This is a genomic window from Pontibaca methylaminivorans, from assembly GCF_900156525.1.
Classification (GTDB): domain Bacteria; phylum Pseudomonadota; class Alphaproteobacteria; order Rhodobacterales; family Rhodobacteraceae; genus Pontibaca; species Pontibaca methylaminivorans.
The window spans coordinates 2,226,321-2,246,369 of the sequence record NZ_FTPS01000001.1; the positions used below are offsets into that span (position 1 = coordinate 2,226,321).

At 64.0% G+C, this 20,049-nt stretch carries 14 protein-coding genes, 1 tRNA gene, 1 pseudogene and 1 riboswitch; of the genes and pseudogenes, 4 read left to right on the forward strand and 12 right to left on the reverse strand.

Going from position 1 to position 20,049, the window contains the following annotated elements; translation table 11 throughout:
- Positions 1 to 47: 47 nt before the first annotated feature.
- The 4 genes from B0B01_RS10830 to B0B01_RS10845 all read right to left on the reverse strand — a co-directional run bounded on the left by B0B01_RS10830 (position 48) and on the right by B0B01_RS10845 (position 4,363).
- Positions 48 to 137: transfer RNA gene (locus tag B0B01_RS10830), tRNA-Ser, on the reverse strand.
- A gap of 105 nt (positions 138 to 242) precedes the next feature.
- Entirely contained in the window at positions 243 to 2,207 is a 1,965-nt protein-coding gene (locus tag B0B01_RS10835; protein ID WP_076649869.1) for an ABC transporter permease, read from the reverse strand.
- Complete coding sequence (locus B0B01_RS10840) at positions 2,204 to 3,235, reverse strand: quaternary amine ABC transporter ATP-binding protein (protein ID WP_076649870.1); 1,032 nt, start codon at positions 3,233 to 3,235, stop codon at positions 2,204 to 2,206. The genes B0B01_RS10835 and B0B01_RS10840 overlap by 4 nt, the downstream gene beginning before the upstream one ends.
- Positions 3,236 to 3,406: 171 nt before the next feature.
- Positions 3,407 to 4,363, reverse strand: a complete 957-nt coding sequence (locus B0B01_RS10845) for an ABC transporter substrate-binding protein (RefSeq protein WP_076649871.1) — start codon at positions 4,361 to 4,363, stop codon at positions 3,407 to 3,409.
- Between the two features lie 170 nt (positions 4,364 to 4,533).
- Between B0B01_RS10845 and B0B01_RS10850 the strand changes: the two genes are divergently transcribed.
- Positions 4,534 to 5,241, forward strand: coding sequence for a response regulator (locus B0B01_RS10850; protein WP_143733046.1), 708 nt, complete (start codon positions 4,534 to 4,536; stop codon positions 5,239 to 5,241).
- Here the strand turns inward: B0B01_RS10850 and B0B01_RS10855 are convergent.
- Positions 5,214 to 8,168 (reverse strand): ATP-binding protein, encoded by a 2,955-nt coding sequence (locus tag B0B01_RS10855; protein WP_083946179.1) that lies wholly within the window; start codon positions 8,166 to 8,168, stop codon positions 5,214 to 5,216. The two genes, B0B01_RS10850 and B0B01_RS10855, sit on opposite strands and share 28 nt — an antisense overlap.
- Before the next feature lie 53 nt (positions 8,169 to 8,221).
- On the opposite strand from B0B01_RS10855, the gene torT reads away from it, so the two are divergent.
- On the forward strand, positions 8,222 to 9,283 hold the full coding sequence (torT, locus tag B0B01_RS10860; protein WP_083946181.1) for a TMAO reductase system periplasmic protein TorT: 1,062 nt from the start codon (positions 8,222 to 8,224) through the stop codon (positions 9,281 to 9,283).
- A gap of 250 nt (positions 9,284 to 9,533) precedes the next feature.
- Here the strand turns inward: torT and B0B01_RS10865 are convergent, their stop codons facing one another.
- The 4 genes from B0B01_RS10865 to B0B01_RS10880 all read right to left on the reverse strand — a co-directional run bounded on the left by B0B01_RS10865 (position 9,534) and on the right by B0B01_RS10880 (position 13,954).
- On the reverse strand, positions 9,534 to 9,941 hold the full coding sequence (locus B0B01_RS10865; protein ID WP_076649873.1) for a hypothetical protein: 408 nt from the start codon (positions 9,939 to 9,941) through the stop codon (positions 9,534 to 9,536).
- A 109-nt stretch (positions 9,942 to 10,050) separates the two neighbouring features.
- On the reverse strand, positions 10,051 to 10,731 hold the full coding sequence (locus B0B01_RS12915; protein ID WP_159438974.1) for an ANTAR domain-containing response regulator: 681 nt from the start codon (positions 10,729 to 10,731) through the stop codon (positions 10,051 to 10,053).
- A 76-nt stretch (positions 10,732 to 10,807) separates the two neighbouring features.
- Positions 10,808 to 11,986, reverse strand: coding sequence for a transporter substrate-binding domain-containing protein (locus tag B0B01_RS10875; RefSeq protein ID WP_076649875.1), 1,179 nt, complete (start codon positions 11,984 to 11,986; stop codon positions 10,808 to 10,810).
- 333 nt (positions 11,987 to 12,319) lie between these two features.
- Complete coding sequence (locus tag B0B01_RS10880; protein ID WP_076649876.1) at positions 12,320 to 13,954, reverse strand: purine-cytosine permease family protein; 1,635 nt, start codon at positions 13,952 to 13,954, stop codon at positions 12,320 to 12,322.
- On the opposite strand from B0B01_RS10880, the gene B0B01_RS13290 reads away from it, so the two are divergent.
- A complete protein-coding gene (locus tag B0B01_RS13290) occupies positions 13,859 to 14,182 on the forward strand; it encodes a hypothetical protein (protein ID WP_200805421.1) in 324 nt (107 codons plus the stop codon). The genes B0B01_RS10880 and B0B01_RS13290 overlap by 96 nt on opposite strands.
- Before the next feature lie 126 nt (positions 14,183 to 14,308).
- Here the strand turns inward: B0B01_RS13290 and B0B01_RS10885 are convergent, their stop codons facing one another.
- From B0B01_RS10885 to B0B01_RS13445, 3 genes and pseudogenes are all read right to left on the reverse strand, one after another.
- Complete coding sequence (locus tag B0B01_RS10885; RefSeq protein ID WP_083946185.1) at positions 14,309 to 16,393, reverse strand: hydantoinase B/oxoprolinase family protein; 2,085 nt, start codon at positions 16,391 to 16,393, stop codon at positions 14,309 to 14,311.
- A gap of 35 nt (positions 16,394 to 16,428) precedes the next feature.
- Positions 16,429 to 17,955 carry a hydantoinase/oxoprolinase family protein gene (locus B0B01_RS10890; RefSeq protein ID WP_234967786.1) on the reverse strand — a complete coding sequence of 509 codons (1,527 nt, stop codon included), beginning with the start codon at positions 17,953 to 17,955 and terminating at the stop codon, positions 16,429 to 16,431.
- Positions 17,956 to 17,991: 36 nt separating this feature from the next.
- Positions 17,992 to 18,501 (reverse strand): annotated as a pseudogene (locus B0B01_RS13445) (hydantoinase/oxoprolinase N-terminal domain-containing protein); the annotation flags it as partial.
- Between the two features lie 453 nt (positions 18,502 to 18,954).
- Positions 18,955 to 19,059, forward strand: a riboswitch (TPP riboswitch).
- Positions 19,060 to 19,135: 76 nt separating this feature from the next.
- Between B0B01_RS13445 and thiD the strand changes: the two are divergent.
- Positions 19,136 to 20,029, forward strand: a complete 894-nt coding sequence (thiD, locus tag B0B01_RS10895) for a bifunctional hydroxymethylpyrimidine kinase/phosphomethylpyrimidine kinase (RefSeq protein ID WP_076649878.1) — start codon at positions 19,136 to 19,138, stop codon at positions 20,027 to 20,029.
- Positions 20,030 to 20,049 lie beyond the last annotated feature (20 nt).

Here is a 20,049-nt window from a genome sequence, read left to right on the forward strand (position 1 = left end):
AGGGAGGGAAATCGGCGGGAATCGGCGTTCCCGGTTTTATACCGAAGTGGCGGAGACGATGGGATTCGAACCCACGAGACGGTTTCCCGCCTACTCCCTTAGCAGGGGAGCGCCTTCGACCACTCGGCCACGTCTCCGCGGACGGGTATGCCGCGCGGCTTCGGGGAAGACAAGACGAAATCGGCCCCCTTTCCGGTCGGAAAGGGGGCCGCGGGAGAAGGCGGAAGGAGAAGGTGCCGCCTTTACAGACCCAGCGCCGCGCGACGGCGCGCGCCCCAGGTCTGAACCAAATGATCGACCAGCAGCCCCATGAAGGCGACCGCAGTCCCGAGGACCAGTCCCTTGCCCACGTCGGCGGCGCTCAGCGCGCGCTGCATCTCCTGTCCGAGATCCTGCGTGCCGATGAAGGCGGCGATGATCACCATGAACAGCGAGAACATGACCGACTGGTTCAGCCCGACCATGATCGTCGGCAGGGCAAGCGGCAGGCGCACGTTCCACATGGTCTGGCGATAGGTGGCGCCGGACATGGCGGCGGCCTCGATCATCTCGGGCGGCACGCCGCGCAGCCCCTCGATGGTGTAGCGGGTGAGGGGGACGGCCGCGAACATCACCACGGCGCCGATCACCGCGACGTCGTTCACGCCGAACAGCATGACCACCGGGATCAGGTAGATGAAGCTCGGGAAGGTCTGGAGGCTGTCGCAGAGCAGCAGCACCTTGGTCGCCCGGCTTTGCTTGCGCGCGCCCCACATGCCCAGCGGAAAGCCGATCAGCCCCGCGATCACCACCGAGACGAAGACCGTGTAGACCGTGATCATGGCCCGGTCCCACCAGCCCGACATGGCGATGAAGCCGAAGAAGGCAAGGCACACGAGCGCCGAGCGCAGGCCGCCCACGGCCCAGCCCGCCGCCGCCAGCAGCAGCAGCACCGCCGAGAAGGGCGCGAACAGGAAGGCGCTGCGCAGCGGGATCAGCACCTGCGTGATGAGGAACCAGCGCAGCCACCTGGTGATCGGATCCACGGCACCGATGAACCAGCCCACCGCATCCTCAAGCGGGCCCGCGATGCTGAGCGTGTGGCGCCGCCCGATCGATTCGAAAAACGGAAACACCTGTGCCAGTGCGACGAGCACCAGCACCACCACGGCCCAGCCGAGCAGCAGGCGGTGGCGGATGAACCAGGGCGTGCCCCTGGGGTGGTTCTGCGGCTGCCGCGTCGCCCAGGCGATGGAGCAGCGGTCGAGCATGATCGCGAGCAGCACGATGGTGATGCCGATCTCGAAGGAGCGCCCGATCTTCAGCGCCTGCAGCAGTTGCAGCAGCTTCTGTCCGAGCCCGGGCATGCCGATGAAGGCGGCCAGAACCACCATGGCGAGGCACTGCATGATCACCTGGTTCACGCCGATCAGGATCTCGGTGCGGGCGGTCGGGATGCGCACCGACCAGAGCATCTGGAACCGCGAGGCGCCGCTCATCTGGCCGCTTTCGATCACCACCTCGGGCACCTTCCTGAGGCCGAGCAGCGTCATGCGGATCATCGGCGGCACCGAAAAGATGATGGTGACCACGGCGCCCGCCTTGGGGCCGACGCCGATAAAGACGACCACCGGGATCATATAGGCGAAATGCGGCATCGACTGGGCGATGTTCAGCACCGGGTTCAGGATCCGCTCCACCAGCACCGAGCGCCAGGCGGCGATGCCGAGAAGCAGGCCGGTCAGGATCGAAAACGGGGCGGCGACCATGATCACGGAGAGCGTCTCCATCGACCAGGTCCACTGGCCCATGAGCGCGATCCAGCAGAATGTGCCCCCGGAAAGCAGCGCCAGCCGCCAGCCGTTCAGGGCATAGCCGACGAAGGCGGCGCTCGCCGCGATCACGGTCCAGGGGATCGGGCCGAGATGGGGCCAGCGGCTCTTGCCGTAGAGCAGGTTCGCCGTCACGTCGAGCAGCCACTGGATCATGTCGGCGATGGTCCGGGTCACATGGATCAGGCCAAGATCGTCGCGCAGAAATGCGAATGCCGCGTTGATCCAGTCGGCAAAGGGCCAGACCAGCCATTCCGGCGGGCGGACCAGACCGGCGGGCAGGACGGTCTTGGCAACGATGAGGACGAGCGCCGCCGCCAGCATCACCTGCGCGGTGCGGTGACGGGGCAGGAAGGTGGCGGCGGGTGTGGCGGCGTTCGTTGTCATGGTGCTCATGCGTGGCCTCCTAGCAGAACGTCGAGCGCCGCCTTGCGCGGCAGCACGCCGAGAAGCTTCCCGTCGCTGCCGGAGACCGGATAGCTGTCGCGCGGATCATTGATGATCTGGCGGGCGAGTTCATGCAGCGTCTGGTCGCCGCCAATGGTGCCGCCTTCGGGCGCGGTGCCGTTCAGGGGCTGCATCAGCGCCTGCGCCCGCACCACCCGGGCCTTGTCGATTTCATGGGTGAATTTCGCGACATATTCGGTCGCCGGATTCATCACGATCTCGTCGGGGCGGGCGCATTGCTCGACCGCGCCGTCCTTCATGATGGCGATGCGGTCGGCAAGGCGCAGCGCCTCGTTGAAATCATGGGTGATGAAGACGATGGTCTTGGACAGCATCTGCTGCAGGCGCAGGAATTCGTCCTGCATCTCGCGGCGGATCAGCGGGTCGAGCGCCGAAAACGGTTCGTCCAGGAACCAGATGTCGGGTTCGATGGCGAGGCTGCGGGCGATGCCGACGCGCTGCTGCTGGCCGCCGCTCAACTCGCGCGGGAAGTAGTTTTCGCGCCCGGCGAGGCCGACGAGTTCGATCACCTCCATGGCGCGGGCGCGGCGTTCGTGGCGGTCCTGACCGCGCATCTCGAGCGGAAAGGCCACGTTGTCGAGCACGGTGCGGTGCGGCAGCAGGCCGAAGCTCTGGAACACCATGCCCATCTTGTTGCGGCGCAGGTCGATCAGCTCGCGTTCGCTGAGCGTGCCGATGTCCTGCCCGTCCACGTGGATTTCGCCGCCGGTGATCTCGATCAGCCGCGACAGGCAGCGCACGAGGGTCGATTTGCCCGAGCCGGAAAGCCCCATGATGACCAGCATTTCGCCACGCGCAATGTCGAGCGTGACATCGCGCACCGCGGCGATATAGCCGGCATCGCGGATGCTCTCGAAGCTCGGGGCGCCGTGCAGGGTAGAGAAATAATGTTCGGGACTGGGCCCGAAGAGCTTCCAGACGCTCTTGCAGGAAATCACGGATTGCTGGGCTGTCATTGGCTTTTCCCTTCTGGTTGCCACTCACCCGGGGGCCAGTCCCGGGAGAGTGGCAGTCCTGCACGCGCTTCCATGAAGCGGGTCCGTGAAAAGGCGGGCAGGGTTCGGAAATGGATGGTCCGGGGTCGGGCCGGTCGGTCGCCGCGACCCCGGGCGCGCATCAGGCGCGGATCACTCGGGGCAGGCGTCGATGGCCGGCTTCCAGCTGTCCTCGTTGTCTTCCATCCAGGCGACCGCGGCCTCTTCCGGCTCGAGTTCGTCCACATCGACGAGCTTGGCCATTTCGGCGATCTGCTCGTTGGTGAAGGAGACGTTCTGCAGCACGCAGTAGGCGCGGGGCCATTTCTCTTCCATGCCGTCCCAGGCGGCCTTTTTCAGGTAGCCGTCGGCGGGGTTGCCGCAGTCATAGACCCGGTCCGGATGCAGCCCGACCTCGGGATTGGTGTCGCAGCCCTCTTCCCATTCGGGGAATTCGACGAATTCACCGGGCCAGACAGCTTCGGCAAAGTTCGGCGTCCAGTTGAACAGGACGATCGGGGTCTTGTTGCGCTCGGCTGCGGCCACTTCGGCCCAGAGCGAGGAGGCGGAGCCCGCATTCACCACGACGAAATTCATGTCCATGCCTTCGACACGTTCCTGATCGTGCTTCAGCCAGTCCACCGGTCCGCCGAGAAAGCGGCCCTTTTCGCCGGTTTCCGGGGTGGCGAAGACCGCCGCACATTCGTTCAGCGCTTCCCAGTCGGGCAGGCCGGGGCAGGATTCCTTGGTCCAGAGCGGATACCACCAGTCCTCGCGGGTGATGGCATCGTGATCGCCCGCGTCGTGGATGCCACCCTTTTCGACCGCGGCGTTGAAGGCGGCGGCAAAGGCGCCCTCCCAGACTTCGAGCTCCACGGTGGCATCGCCGAGGCGGATCGCCTCGTAAACCGCCTGGCTGTCGGTCGAGACGTATTCGACGTTGTCGCCGATCGATTCGAGCATGTCGCCGTAGATGTGGCTCATGACGATCTGGCTCGACCAGTTGTGAATCGGAATGATGACCGGATCGCTCGAATCCTGGGCGAGCGCGGCCTGCCCGGACAGGGCGAGTGCGGCGGCGGTGGACAGAAGTATCGTGGTCTTTTTCATTTGGTTTCCCTGTTGTTACGGCGGTCGAAAATGCCGCCGGATCGTTGCGGGGGAGTGATCTCCCCTCGATTCGATCCTAGGGAGCGGTTATGAACATGTCAGACCTTTCCCATGAACAGGCTGGTCCGGGATGTGAAACATTGTTAACAGTCGCCCCGGGGAGGACGACCATGACAATGCGCGACACACCGCATATCCTCATCATCGAGGATGAACCCGTCACGCGGGCGACACTTGCCGCCTATCTCGACCAGAGCGGCTATCGCATCAGCGTCGCCGATGATGCAGCGGCGGCCGAAGCGATCCTGGCGGCGGATCCGGCCGATCTGCTGCTGATCGACGTCAATCTTTCGGGCAAGGACGGGTTGCAGATCACCCGCGAACAGCGCGCGATTTCCGAGGTCGGGATCATCCTGATCAGCGCCCTGACCGAGGATGTGGACCGTATCGTCGGGCTGGAGATCGGCGCCGACGACTATGTCTGCAAGCCGTTCAACCGGCGCGAGCTTCTGGCACGGATCAAGAACCTGCTGCGGCGCACGACCCAGTTGCGTCATGTCAACAACCGGACGCTGCGCTTCGAGGGGTTCGTTTTCGACATCCTGACCCGCCAGTTGCACGACCCCAAAGGGCGGCTGATCCCGCTGACCCGGGGCGAATACGAGATCCTGCGGGCGCTCGCCGCGCAGCCGGGCGAAGTGCTGAGCCGGGATGCGCTGCTGCATGCCATGGCGCGGCGCCACGAAAGCGGATCGGACCGCACCATTGACGTGCTGATCCGGCGCCTGCGCCAGAAGCTTGGCGACGATCCCCGCGCGGCGCGGTTCATCACCACATCTCACGGCGAAGGCTATGTGTTCACGGCCAACATGGGCTGACCCCCGCCGCCAGAATCAAGCCGGGCAAGCTCGGCCTGCATCCCTGCGCGCAGATCCCGCGCCTGCCGCTCCAGCGTTTGGAGCTGGGGGGCAAGGGTCTTGGCGGATTCACCGCTGCGCGCGGATTTTTCCAGGCCGGTGAGGGTCGCGAGGAAGTCGGAGACCTCGAAATTCGAGGCCGCGCCCCGGGCCCGGTGCGCCTCGGCGGCAAGCGCGGGCCTGTCGCCGGCCGCGGCTGCCGCACGGATGCGCGCCATGTCCACCTCGAGGCGTTCGAGATAGAGTCGGGCCAGCGCGCCCGCCTGTTCGGCCCCGAGATCGGCGATGGTTCCCGCCAGAAGGCGGGTGCGGGGGCCGGCGGGGGGCACGGCGGCGCTGCGGGGCGAGGGGAACACCTTCCGGCGCCGCCCGGCCAGCACCTCGGCAATCGCCTCGGCAAGGCGCTCCGGCGAAACGGGCTTGGTGACGAAACAGTCCATGCCGGCGGCAAGCTGATCCTCGATCTGGTCATCCGCCGCATGGGCCGAGATCGCGATCAGCGGCAGATCCGCCAGCGCAGGGTCGGCATCGGCGCGGATCAGCCGCGCGATCTCGAGCCCGCTTTTCCCCGGCAGGTTCACATCCATCAGCACCAGTTCGAACTGTTGCAGGCGCAGCCGCTCCAGCGCCTCCTCGCCGGTGGCGACGCAGGTCACGTGATGGCCCATCCGTTCAAGATAGGCGCGTGCGACGCGGCGGTTGATTTCGTGATCCTCGACCACCAGCACCTCGAGCGGATCGGCCGCGGGCAGCGGCGCGGGGCGATCGGGCGGCGTCAGCAGAGCCGGATCCGCCAGCGCGAGCGGGACGCAGAGCGTGAACACCGAACCGACCCCGAGGCGGCTTTCGACCCCGAGCGTCGCCCCCATGGCATCGGCGAACTTGCGGCAGATTGCGAGCCCGAGCCCGGTGCCCCCGAGGCTGTGGCCATTGGGGCTGCGTTCCTGCTCGAAGGGCTCGAACACGCGTTCGAGCGCCTCTGCCGAAATGCCGCGCCCGGTATCGCTCACCTCGAAGAAAAAGAGCGGCATCTCCGTACCGGGCACGTGTTTCTGGCGCACCCGCAGCACGACCGTGCCCTCGTCGGTGAACTTGAGCGCGTTCGAGACCAGGTTGAAGAGAACCTGCCGCAGCTTGACCATGTCGCCCCGCACCGCCAGCGGAAGGTCGCCCTGCGCATCGACCAGAACCTGAACCGGCTCCTCGGCGTCTTCGGGGCGCATGAGCAGGGCAATGTCGTGCACGAGTTTCGGGATCGAGAACACCTGTTCCTCGTTCGGGAACTCCCCCCGTTCGGCGCGGGAAAAATCCAGAATGTCATTGAGCAGCCCGAGCAGGTTTTCCGCCGACGAAAGCGCGACCTGCACGTCCTCGTCGCCGCCCGAGTTCGCCCGGTCATGCGAAAGCTTGCGCAGCATCCCGAGCACCCCGTTCATCGGCGTGCGGATTTCATGGCTCATCATGGCGAGGAATTCGGACTTCGCGCGGGTGGCGGCCTCGGCCTCGCGGCGGGCGGCGGTATGGGCCGCGACCTCGCCGCGCAGCTCTTCGGTCTGTTCGTTCACCAGGCGCTGGAGCTCGTTGCGGTGCTCGAGAAGCTCGGCCGCGTTGCGGTCGCGCTCCTCCTGCAGGGCCTGGTTGGTCAGCGCCTGCTGGCGGAAGAATTCGACCGCGGTTTCCATGCGCGCGATCTCGTCCCGGCCCTCGGGGTGAATCGCGCCGTGCAGCCGCCCGGCGGCCAGGGCGCTCATGCGGTTCGACAGCCGGTCCAGTCGGCGGGTCACGTTGCCGCGAATGTAGAACCACAGCACCAGCAGCGAAATCAGCATGGCGATCGCGCCGGCGACCAGATTGCGCATCTGCACGTCATGGATCGCGGCGAGCGAATGCACGCCCCGCTGGCCGGCATGTTCCTGCGCCTGCATGGCCGCCGCATCCGCTTCGTGCCCGAGCAGCAGCGAGGTGCTGCGCAACTGGTTCTGCCCGGCGGCGATCTGCCCGTCGAGCCGCAGGATGTTGGCCGAGGCGCCAAGCGCGCTCGACTCGCCGGGGCGGGCCTCGGTCAGCAGGGTGATCTTTTCGAGCAGCTCCGCCGCCTGCAGCGCCCGGCCGGGGTCGCGCACCGACGCGATGCGCCGCCTGAGAATTTCGATTCGCTCGATCAGCCCCGCCTCGAGATCCTGCAGCGTCTCTGGATCGCCGATGCCGCCGATCCGGTTCGCCATCAGCCCGATTTCCGAACTGCGCGAGCGCAATTCGAACATCAGACCAAGCTGGAACAGATCCACCTCGATCAGCTTGTCGAGCGCATCGAGCCGGCTGTTCTCGGATCCTTCGCCCTCCGCGCTCAGGTCATAGATGTTCGAGATCATCGCCGATGTGCCCATCTGCGCGTTAGCGACCAGGGTATCGGCCATCTCGAGCAGGATATTGGTGGCCTCGCCGACCACCGCGAGCTTGGCATCGCGCTGCTGGGTCTGGGCAATGCGCTGGCGCACCAGGTCGTCAAGCGCCGTCATCTGTTCCCCGACCTGCCGGAGCGTCGCGAGGATCCGCCCGTAGCCCGGCCCGCTGGCCGGGCCGTGCTTGTCCTCGAGCCGCTGTTCGAGCGCCAGGATCTGCGTCAGGAGGAAATCCGACCGTTGGCGGCGCTGGGCCTGGGTGCGCACCTGCGCCAGTTCGGGGGCAAGCGCAACGATGCGGGCGCTTTCCTCGGCGATGGTGCGCACCTCGGCGATCATCGGAATGGTTTCGTCGATCATGGCGGTCTGTTCGCGCGCCACATCGCGCAGTTCGAACCAGCCGAAAATATCCGCGAGCACCGGCAGACCGGCGATGACGGCAAAGGCCAGCAGCAGCCGCGCGCCCAATCCTGCGTTTCCGAACATTGCACTCCCTTGCCGGTCGGGGTTCTATGACTCCCAGCCTACAGGGATTTGTCATGACCGGAAGAACAAGGTTGCGCCTGCCGCTGATCCTCGCCTGCCTGCTGATGCCTGCCGCGGCCCTGGCGGAGACCTGGGCGCTCGAGCAGCGCACGATTCCGTTCGATTACGACAGCCCTGCGGTGCCGCTCGATTACGAGCCGCTCGAGCGGGCCGAGCAGGACTGGAACTTCTGCGTGGCCCTGCCGCACATGAAGGACGCCTATTACCTCAGCATGAATTACGGCATGGTCGAAGAGGCGCGCCGCCTCGGTGTCCGTTTCCACATGCTCGACGCCGGCGGCTATCCCAACCTCGACCGCCAGATCGAACAGATCGAGGATTGCGTCGCGCAGGGGGCCGATGCGCTGATCGTGGTGACGGTGTCCTACGAGGGACTGAGCCCGGTGATCGCGCGCATTTCCCGACAGATCCCGGTCATCTCGGCGGTAAATGACATCGCCAACGAGGGAATCTCCGCCAAGGCCGCGGTGTCCTGGTACGATATGGGAAATGCCGCAGCCCGGGTGATCGCCGAACGCCACCCCAAGGGGTCGGAGCCGGTCGATCTGGCCTGGTTTCCGGGGCCCGAAGGGGCGGGCTGGGTGCAGTTCGTCGAGGCGGGCTTTCGCGACGGGATCCGCGAAAGCTCGGCCCGGGTGGTGGCGACGCAGTTCGGCGATACCGGCCGCGAAATCCAGGTGCGGCTGGTCGAGGAGGTGCTCGATGCCCACCCCGGCATCGCCTATCTGGTCGGCAGCGCACCCACGGCCGAAGCGGCCATTTCCGTACTGCGCGCGCGCGGCCTGTCGGATCGTGTTGGAATCGTTTCGGATTACATGACCCACGCGGTCTATCGGGCGCTCCGGCGCGGACGGGTCATTGCCGCGCCGACGGATTTTCCGGTCATGCAGGGGCGGCTTGCGATCGAGATGGCGGTGCGTGCGGTGGAAGGGCGGCTTGAAGTCCGCCATGCCGGTCCCCGGATCCAGTTGGTCACCCCCGAAAACGTGCGGGAGATCGGCCCCGAGGGTTCGCTTGCGCCACCGGATTTCGTGCCGGCCTTCGTGTTCGAGTGATGCGGATACGGCGGATCCGGGGGCCCGCAGGCCCCCGGGGTGCGGGGTCAGAATCCCGCGAAATATTTCCCGATCAGCACCAGCGCCGCGGTGATGGCGATGATGATGATCCAGGAAACGACCACATGGGCCGCGCCGTCTTTCTTCATGGTCTGTCCTCCGGGCCGGCCTTGCGCACGGGCAGAACCGGCGCCGATGAATCCCGGAACGGCGCCTGGCCCGCAGGGCGGGCAGGCGCGGTGAAGAAGCCTCAGCCGCGGAGCGGCGAGGCTCCGGCAGAAGGGAACAGGGGCGGTGCGCGGATCGGGGCGTGGCTCTCCGGCGTGGCGCGGCGGGGCAGGGCGCTTGCCCGCGCCCAGGCTGGGCGGCGGCCGGCCGACAGCAGAACTGCTGGTGCACGGTCCGCAATGACATCCGCCGCCGGACCCGGCGGGCCCGCGGGCTCGTCGTCCGCCCGAGCCGCCACGCGGGGCTGCGGTTCGTTGCCGGCCAGCAGGAAACGGGGCTGATCGAAAAGGCGCTCGTCCCCGCCCGGCCCGGCATTCGCATGGGGTGCGAGGATGAGGCAGAGCAGGGCGACAATGGCAAGGACGCCGGCCAGCCGGGGCAGCAGTCCGGGATGCGGGGCATCGGTCGCTTCCGGCAGGCGGGATGACAAGGGCGGACCTCCAGGCCGGGTCATGCGATCGTCAGCATATGCACACGCAGCCGCGGCCGCGCAAGAGAGCACCCCGACCCGGACCCGCCGCAGGCGCGCCGCCCGGCTGTCAGCCCGAGGAACACTCCGAATCGCGAAGCTCGTTCAGAAACGACAGCGCCTCGTTGTCGTTCCAGTCGAGCACGCCGAGAATTTCCTCCGATATGACATCGACGGTGGTCCGCCGTTCCATCGCCAGCCGGCGCAGCCGGTCATAGGCTTCCTTTTCCGACCGATTGCTGGTCAGCATCATGGCCAGCTTGGCGCGCTCCACCGTCCGGCAGGTTTCCAGCTTGGCCCCCAGCCGGCTGAGGGCGGAGCGCAGCTTCTGTTCGCGCCGATAGTTGTTCACCGTCACCAGCAGGTTGGTGAGGATGCCGAACGGCCGGATCGGCAGCCCGATGACGGCATTGGCGCGCATTCGCAAAAGACGGTCGATCGCAAGCGGGCTTTCGTAATCAATGACCGCAATGAGCACCGCGGGCGGAGCGCTTGCATTCCACTGAAATGTCTCGTTGTCCTCGATCACCTTGTCGACCATGACGAAAACGACGTCGATATCCTCACCGTAATCCGGCGGCGGGGGCCAGACTTCGTTTACCCGGCAACCGATCCTGACCAGATGGGATTTGAGCGCGGCGCCCTCGCTGATTTTAGGCTGGACCAGAAGGATACGCAGCGAACGGAGATCCTTGACAAAGACCGGACTCTCCTTTTCACCGGACTCATGTAAGGCACGAGCAGCTCGCATATCGGGGGCCTTTTGCTGGGGAGCCATTCGGGGTTCTACCTTGCGTTCGAAAGACCATGAGACGGGACACATTTCTCTAACAGCGGATCTTGCTGGGCCGGACCGTTGAAAGCTGGTCGTGAATATCGAATAACCCGTCATCATTCAGCGTGTAATTGGCCTGATAAGGGTCGGGACGTATGGCTTCGCTTGAGGCGGCAATAATGTCGAATTGCCCGTCTTCTCTCACCGCCCCGATCTTTGGCCAGATATAGCGATGCGAATTGGACGGGTCGATGGTGACGCGCCCCTGCGGTGAATTGAACGAGGACGTGAAAATTGCCGACCGTATCTGGTTGAAATTGTCCGAATCGCAATTCTGCATGGCCTGCGCAACCACATGGGTCTGCGTATAGGCCGCTTCCCAGCACATATTGACGCTCACCGGCTTTCCTTCGCTCGCCTGATATCGTTGCAGGCAAAGCCGGTTCATCGGATTGTCCTGCGACTGGAAATATGCGGCGGCCGTTATATGGCCAATGGCGGCGGCACCGATTTCCTTTATGTCGGCCTCGCTCGTCGTCAGGCTCGCGACCGGGAGCTGCTGCGCGTCGAGACCGCTTTCCGCATAGGCCCGGTAGAAGTTCACATTCGAGCTGCCGACGAAATTGTTGAATATGACGCTCGGCCTGCGGCGGTTTATCTCCTTGATCAGCAAGTAGAACTCGTCCAGGGACGCATCTTCGCGCAGATAGTGCTCGCCGATGATTTCACCGCCGTTCGAGCGGACCAGTTCGCCCATGATCCGGCCCGATTCACGCGGCCACACATAATCGGACCCGACGATAAAGACCCGCGGATCGTAATGTTCGAGAAGGTAGCTGCCAAGGAAAAAGCTGTTCTGGTTCGGAACGGCCCCGAAATAGACAGCGTTCCCCGAATATTCGAAACCCTCGTATTGCGCCGGATAACACAGAAGCCCGGCTTCCCTGTCGAGCACGCTCAGAACGGCCTTGCGCTGGCTCGAGGTATAACATCCCAGGATCACCCGGACCGATTTTTCGGTCAGAAGCTCCTGTGCCATTTTCTCGTAAGCCGATGTTTCGCCTTTGGGGTCGCCATATACGGCATTCAGCCGGCGCCCGTTTATTCCCCCATCGGCATTTATTTCTTCAATTGCAAATCTGGTGGCTGACAACATGCTGCGTTCGGTAACCGATGTCCACCCGGATGTCGAAAACAGAACGCCTATGTTGATGTCATTGTCAGACGGCATATCAGCAAGCCTCCGTTAAGTTACAGGGCAGGCGGCAATACCAAAACCTGAACCTGTGCCTGAAATATTCATCGACCACGGGATTGAATGTTGCATGTCCGCCGCTGCCGTTCAATTCATGGATGATGCCCGGGGCGAAGAGGGCCGGCGCTCGGGCTGTGGTTGATCCATGGGCGGAAATTCACTCATTTCGGGCGTGATCCTGCCCTGATGCTGCCATGTTCAGTGTCGAAGATGGACAGGGCCTGGCCCGGTGGCCGGGGGCTTGTCGCATCTGCTGGCGGGGTGGGTTGCAGCCGCTCCGGGCTGCAACCTTCTGTTTCGAGCACAGGCTCAACCGGCCCCGACCGGCGCCTTGATCGGTTCGGATTCGCGGACATATTGCCCGGCTTCGACCCGTGCCGCCTTCAGGAACTCGCTCTGGTCCGACGCGCAGGCGAGGCAGATCGGAGCATGTCCGGCCGACGGATCGCGATCCATTTCATGGGCGATATAGGCCTGGTGACAGACATGGCAGCGAATTCTCGCTGACCAGGGATCGTCGACCTCGTTGCGGGGGTCGTGCGGGCGGTCCATGATGTACCAGTTCATCCGCGCGATGCCGAGCGACGCCGCGTAAATGGCGACGGCAATGACCAGCGTGACCGGAGGGCCCCAGATGCCGCCAAAGCTGCCGCCAAAGATCAGCATCAGGCAGCCCGTGATCGAGGCGATGATCCATGCGCCAAGCCCGCCCGGATTGATCATCGGAACGCGGCCCGGCCGGAATTCGAGCATGTCGGCCTTGACCCCGCGCAGATAGCACCAGCCGATATGCGTCATGGCGACACCGACCCAGGCAACGATGATGACGCCCTGGAACTGCAATGTCAGAAGCAGATAATCGAAGACGTTGGTGAGCATCACGAGGAATATCACCACGGTCATGATGATCACCCAGACCGTCCGCGGCCATGAAATCTTGAACGCCCGTGCAAAGAAGTTCTGCATGTTCGTCGATGACAGATAGAAGTTGATCGTGTTGATCCGCGTCTGGCTGGCCCAGACGAGGATGACGCCGAACGGCCCCATCAGCGCAACGATGCCGATGATCGCGGAGGTCTCGGAAAGCTCGCCCTCGATCGGAATCGTATGGGCGATGAAGATCCCGATGGCGCCGTTGATGAGCAGCGTCACCACGTAGAACGGAATGCCGAAGCTGAAATTACCGTTCGCCGGCGCATCTTCCTTGCGGCCGAACCGGGCCACGTCCCATGTCATCATCACGACGACCCAGACGCCCATGTAGACGGTGAACGCGAACCACCACCCCGGAACGCCGAGATCGGCCTCTACGGCCGGAAAATAGGTCAGCCATTCGCCGGAATAACCATGTCTTGCCGAAGCCCAGATCACGCAGGCGATGAGCCCGAACACATAGAGCGGCAGCAGGATCCCGTTGATCCGGTCAAGCCAGGTTCTCACCCCGCGCATGACCAGCGGTGCGCTGTAAAGACAGACGATGAAATACCAGAGGCTCATCGGCCCGCCGAAATAGTCCTGCAGCGCGATGGCCACGATCGAGCCTTCGGCGATCGCGTAATAGGTGATCGTCACGCCGAACAGCAGGGCGGCGAATGTCGCGCCGACCTGGCCGAAGACCGCCCGTGAAAACAGGGCGACGCTGGTGCCGCTGCGCGCGGAAAACCGTGCCGCCACGTTGCAGAGGAGGCCGTAAACCACGGTGGACAGGGCAATCCCGATCAATGTGTCCACGGTGCCGACGGTCAGCGCGACGGTGCTGCCGACCACAACCCAGAACATGGCGCTCATGAGGCCGAACCATGCCATGGATAGTGAAAAACGAGAACTTCGCCAGGTTGGCGGAACGATATGCAGCGAAAAATCTTCGGCTGCGGCCTGGCGAAGGACTTCCGGTTCGTCCTGATATATGATTTCCGGTTCTGGAATTCCGCTGGCGGTGGTCATTTTTATTCTCCCGTTGGCTGGCTTTCGCCAATGTCCGGGCTGTCAGTGAAAACGCAGTCACCTGTGCCCGGTGATTGCCATTTGCGAATGTCGCACATGGTGTTTTCAGATATGGCCACCTTGAAATCTCAGGGTCTTCCGATCGCTTCTCCGAGCATGCTGATGAAAAAAATTCGGGCGCAGAAATATTCCGGTTCCGTGTTCATACTTGGCAGTTTCTTGTTTTGAATACCGGCACTCTCAGGCGGGAACTTTTCACCATCAATTCACTCGGGCTCCTGATCCTCGGGTTCAAGGGGACATTGTGGATGAGGCGGCGACCCAAGCCGCCTCATCCTGACAAGGCGCTGTCGATCAGGCCGCCTTGTTTCTCTGGGACGCTTCCTCGCTCAGGACGGCCAGCGTCTTGCCCCAGTAGGGCACGACCCGGCGCTTGAGCATGGCGCGGAACTGCTGGGTCGTCGTCGGCAGAAGGGTGCCGTCACCCCAGTCGAGGATCACGCCATACTGACGCACGCAGTCCATCACGTTGAGGTCGCCGTCGCGATATTTCCGCGCGATTTCCTCGGCATCCTGTTCGAGCCAGCCGATGCGGGATTCAGCGATCCGCTTGCGCTCGCGCTCGGTTGCCTCGTGATCGACCTCGTATTGGGCGAGATCGCGGTCGATTTCGCGAATGACGACCCCGTAGTCGATCAGGGCGCGTTCGACGCTCACATATTCATCGGTGACATCGTCGCAGACCAGTTCCGGGTCACGCAGGAGCGGATCGCCGACACCGCCGCCACCGGCGGAGGGGCGTGTGAACACGTCATCCACGTCGATCGGCAGGGTCGAGAAGATCGAGCCGAGATAGCGCTCCCGCTCGGTCCCCTTGTTGAGCCAGACCCCGTGCGGGATCGACGGCAGGCCGCCCCACATGCCCCATGTGACCGAACGTTCGCGGTCGCAGCAGTAGGAGACCACGATGCGTTCGCCCTCGAAGACGGAGCCGCCCTTTTCGGCGCCGAGCCCGCCGCGCGCCTCGCCCGGGCCGGCCGAGTCCTGCACGAGGTCATGGCATTTCGTCAGCACCGGAGCGAGCCGTTCCTGACCTTCGAGCGGCTGGATGCCGTATTGCGCGCCAAAGACCGGGGCCGTCGCGTTGAACCCGTCGCGCCCGTTGCGGCCGCCCCAGCCGCCGGCCATCCAGTCGTACCACATGAAGTAAGGTCGCCCCTCGAGCCGGGTATCGCGCCCGCCGACCAGCAGATATTCAAGGTTGAAGGCACAGCCCATGGTTCGCTCTGGCAGGATTTCCGCCCAGAGACCGAACACCGAGTTCATGAGCTTTTCGAATGGCCCGGAACAGAAGCCCGCGCATGGGCTTGGCCATTCCGCGTTGACCACGGTGCCGGGTTCGCCGACGTTGACCGTCACCGCGCGGTAAAGCCCGGAGTTCAGCGGCAGCTCGGGGAACTGGTACTTGGTCCCGGCGACGATCCCCGCAAAGGCGCCCCCGTATCCCGCGTTGAGGAAGGTCGAGATCTGCGGGTGTGAACCGGACAGGTCGTAATGGGCGTGGTTGCCGTCGATCGTGAACTTGATCTTGATCGGGATCAGCCCTTCCTCGAGCTTGGGATCCTGGTCGATGTAATCCTCGGCATACCAGGTTCCGTCCGGCAGCTCGGACAGCCGGGCGCGCATGAGCACCTCGACGTAATCCTGCACCTCCTGGAAGGCGGTGCGGATCGTGTCGACCCCGTACTTGTCGCAGAGCCGGACGATTTCGCGCTCGGCAACCGCGGTGGCTTCGGCCTGTGCCTGCATGTCGCCGATGATGTCGCCGGGGTTGCGGGTGTTGGCCGCGATGAAACGCGCCACGTCCTCGTTCCAGACGCCCTTGCTCCAGACCCTGACCGGGGTGATGCGCAGCCCTTCGCCCATATGGTCAAGCGCGGTGATGTTGAACGAACCGGGTGCGGCGCCGCCCACATCGGCCCAGTGACCATTGGCCTGCGAATAGCCGAGAAGCTCGCCCTTGTAGAAGATCGGGCGCAGGATCCGGGTGTCGTTGAAGTGGCTGCCGCCGCGGAACGGGTCATTGATGATGAAGACGTCGCCGGGGTGGATATCGTCGCCGAATTCCTCGATCACCGCCTTGCAGGTATAATGGAGCGTTCCCACGTGGGCGGCAATGTCGCCGGTCCCCTGCATCACGAGATTGCCCTGCGGATCGCTCAGCCCCGAGGAAAAGTCGCGGCAATAGATCACGAAGGAATAACAGGTCCGGAGAAGCTGCTCGGCCATCTGGTCGACGATGTTGACGAAGGAGTTTCGCAGCACCTCGAACGTGATCGGGTCAAGGCTGGTCTGGAATTCGGTCTTCCGGTCTTCGGGTGCCGGGGGAAACTGAATTCCCTTGTCGGACAGGCCGGTGAATTTGGTCGGTTGTGTCATGTCGTTTCCTTTCGATGTCGCGTCGGACGCGGCGTTCATGCGGTATTGACGTTGATCTGGATATTCAGCCATTCGTCGATATAGGCCGTGGCGTCCGGCGGAATGACGGTGGTCGAGTCGAGCTGATCAATAATCGCCGGTCCGTTGATCGTCACACCCGCCGGAAGATCATCGCGGTCGTAAAGATTGGTGGGGACGGCCTTCGTCTGCCCGTGGAACCAGACCTCGCGCGATCCTTTGGGCGTTGCCTGCGCATTCCTGTCGATTTCGACTTTCGGGAAGGTCGGTTTCGGAGTGACGCCGATGGCACGAACGGTCAGGCGATAGATTTCCACCGGGAAATCCTCCCGCCGGAAGTTATGCGCCTTTTCGTATTCGTCGTGGAAGATCGAAACGGCATCTTTCATCGACTTGATTTCGCCCGGAACCGGAACCGCGAGCGAACGCCACTGACCGCGATAGCGCATGTCCACGAAACGCTGGAAGGTCATGTCCTCTTCGGCCACACCGTCGCGTTCAAGCCGCTCGCGGCCCTCGGCTTCGATCTTGCGGAAGGTGGCTTCGATGTCCGTCGGATCGGCCTCGGCCGCGTCCTTGAGGAACATCTGCGTCACGTCATGCTGCACATCGACCAGCATGCAGCCGACCGCCGAGGTCACCCCCGGGTTGGGCGGCACGATCACCATCGGCACGTTGAGCTCGCGGGCGATGTCCACCCCGTGCAGCGGTCCGGCACCGCCGAAGGCCACGAGCGCGAAATCGCGCGGGTCATGGCCGCGGGCGATCGAGATCAGGCGGACCGCATCGGCCATGTTGGCATTCGCGACCCGCAGCGTGGCGAGTGCCGCGTCGATGATGTCGAGCCCGAGCGGCTCGGCCACCTTCTGCATCGCCTCGATGGCTGCCTCGCGGTCAAGCTTCATGCTGCCGCCGGCGAGTTCGGTGCCGACACGCCCCAGGATGATGTTCGCATCGGTGTTGGTCGGATCGAAGCCGCCGGCCTTGTAGCAGGCAGGGCCGGGCACGGAGCCGGCGGATTGCGGACCGTTGCGCAGCGAGCCGGCCTTGTCGATCCAGGAAATCGAACCGCCCCCGGCGCCAATGGTCAGAACCTCGACCGAAGGGAAGCAGATCGGGTGGCCCCAGTCGACCTCCCACTTGTCGGTCATGCGCAGCGACCCGTTTTCCGCCAGCGAGATATCCGCCGAGGTTCCCCCCATGTCGAGGCCGATCGCATTGCTGTGGCCGCAGAGGCTGGCGAAATACTTGCTGGCGATGGCGCCGGCGGCGATCCCCGATGCGGCAAGCCGCGCCGCGTATTTCTCGGCCGTCGCCGGTGTCATCACGCCGCCGCCCGAATGCAGGAGCAGAACGTCGGCCTCGTATCCGCTTGCGGTCGTCCGCTGGTCGAGATCGCGCGCATAGGGCCGGATGATCGGCGCAAGGATCGTGTTGGCAACCGTGGTCGAAAACCGGTCGTCCTCGAAGATTTCGGGATGGGTTTCGTGCGAGGTCGTGATGGCCACATCCTCGCCGAGTTCCTCGGCAAGTATCTCGGCCATTCTCATTTCATGCTCGCCGTTGATATAGGCATTGATGAAACAGATCGCGACGGCGGTGACATTGCGCTTGCGGAGAATTCGGGCCACTTCGCGAGCTTCATTTTCGTCCATCGGCTCGACGATTTCGCCGCGGTAATTGATGCGCTCGCTGACAACCAGACGATCCCGACGGCGGATATAGGGCGGCGTCCCCTCCTTGTAGGCATCCCAAGGATCTTCGCGTGTGCCACGGCCGATTTCCAGAACATCGCGGAATCCGCGCGTCGTCACCATTGCCGCAGGTTTGAAATTCCGGGTGATGAGAGCATTGGTCGCAATGGTCGTTCCATGCGTGAAAAGTTCCACGTCTTTCCAGTTTATATTGGCTGCCTCCGCACCGTTCATGATGGCGTCAATCGGGTTCTTGGTGCTCGCGACTTTTGCCACCGTCTGGTTGCCATTTGCGTCGAGAACGAAAATATCGGTAAATGTTCCACCGACGTCGATTGCCGCTCTGATACGCGTTCCGTGGAGCGCAGAATCCGCGCCTGTTCCATCCATACTCATATGAATATTTCCTCCCGTTTATGCGGAGTGGATTGCACGCACAACACGAGTAGCGTTGCGTATTGCCAGTGCAATTATGTCTGGGATTTGGTGGTCATTCACGCCGTTCGCACAGGGCATCGGGTGATATGGCCGCATTCGCTGTTGAATGCCCTTTCACGCTACAGCATTAATCTCGTTTGCGCTACAAATTCTTTCGGGTCATGCTGCAATTGCAAACCGAAGCGGCCAATCCTGCAGAATAAAATGCCCAGGCAACGGGATAGCGGCAAATGCTCCGGTTTCTGCACCGCAAAAGCCACCGTCTCCGCTCCGCAGCTCTGGCGGGCAGGCATCCGACGGATTGCAATCTGGGCGGAAGTCCGCGCCGCCGACGAATCAGCCGGCCCCCGCGAAGGACGGAAACCATGACCCTTGCAAGCGGTAACCTGCGCGTTAAGATGACGCACGGAACTCATACGCTTGGGGTGTCCCTGACGGGGCTGAGAGGCGCGACAGCGTCAACCCATCGAACCTGAACCGGGTCATGCCGGCGGAGGGAAGGGTAGAGTGGAACAGGCCCGCCTGTTCCAGCGCAACCGCGCGCGATCCCTTCCCGATGCCGCCGCCACCCGCCACAACCGGAGCGTCGGCCATGCCAGCAGCAGCATCATTCATTCACATACCTGCGATTGCCCTGACCATCGCCGGCTCGGACAGCGGCGGCGGCGCCGGGATCCAGGCCGACCTGAAAAGCTTTTCCGCGCTCGGGGTTTACGGGGCCTCGGTGCTGACCGCGGTGACGGCGCAGAACACGCGCAGCGTTACGATGGTCGATGCCGTGAGCCCGGCGATGATCGCCGCCCAGATCGACGCGGTTTTTGACGACCTCGCGGTGAGCGCGGTCAAGATCGGTATGCTGGGCGACCCCGGGGCGGTGGCCTGCGTCGCCGAGCGTCTGTCCGTGTGGCTTGGCCGGCGGCCGGTTCCGGTCGTGCTCGATCCGGTGATGGTGGCAAAATCAGGCGATGCGCTGATCGCGGCCGAGGCGATGCCGGTGCTGCGTGAAAAGCTGCTCCCGCTTGCCACCCTGCTCACGCCCAATCTGCACGAGGCCGCCTGGCTTCTGGGGTGCGAGCCGGCGCGCAACAGCGGCGAGATGGTCGAACAGGGCGAGCGTCTGCGGGCGATGGGCGCGCAGCAGGTGCTGATGAAGGGCGGACACGGGGAGGGAGACTTCTGCACCGATGTCCTGGTCGGGCCGCAGCCGCTTGAACTCGGCGCCGCGCGCCATGCCACCCGCAACACGCATGGCACCGGATGTTCGCTGTCCTCGGCGATCGCTGCCGGGCTGGCCAAGGGGCTCGACATGGGGGTGGCGGTCACCCGCGCCCATGGCTGGCTTCAGGGCGCGATCGCGGCGGCCGACACACTGGGGGTCGGGCAGGGGCGGGGACCGGTGCATCATTTCCACGCGATCTGGCTGGCGCCCGGGCGGCAGAAGACGGATCATGCGGCCCCCGAAAGGACGCATGAGGTGGAAAGCTGACGGTCCCGCTACAGGGAGCG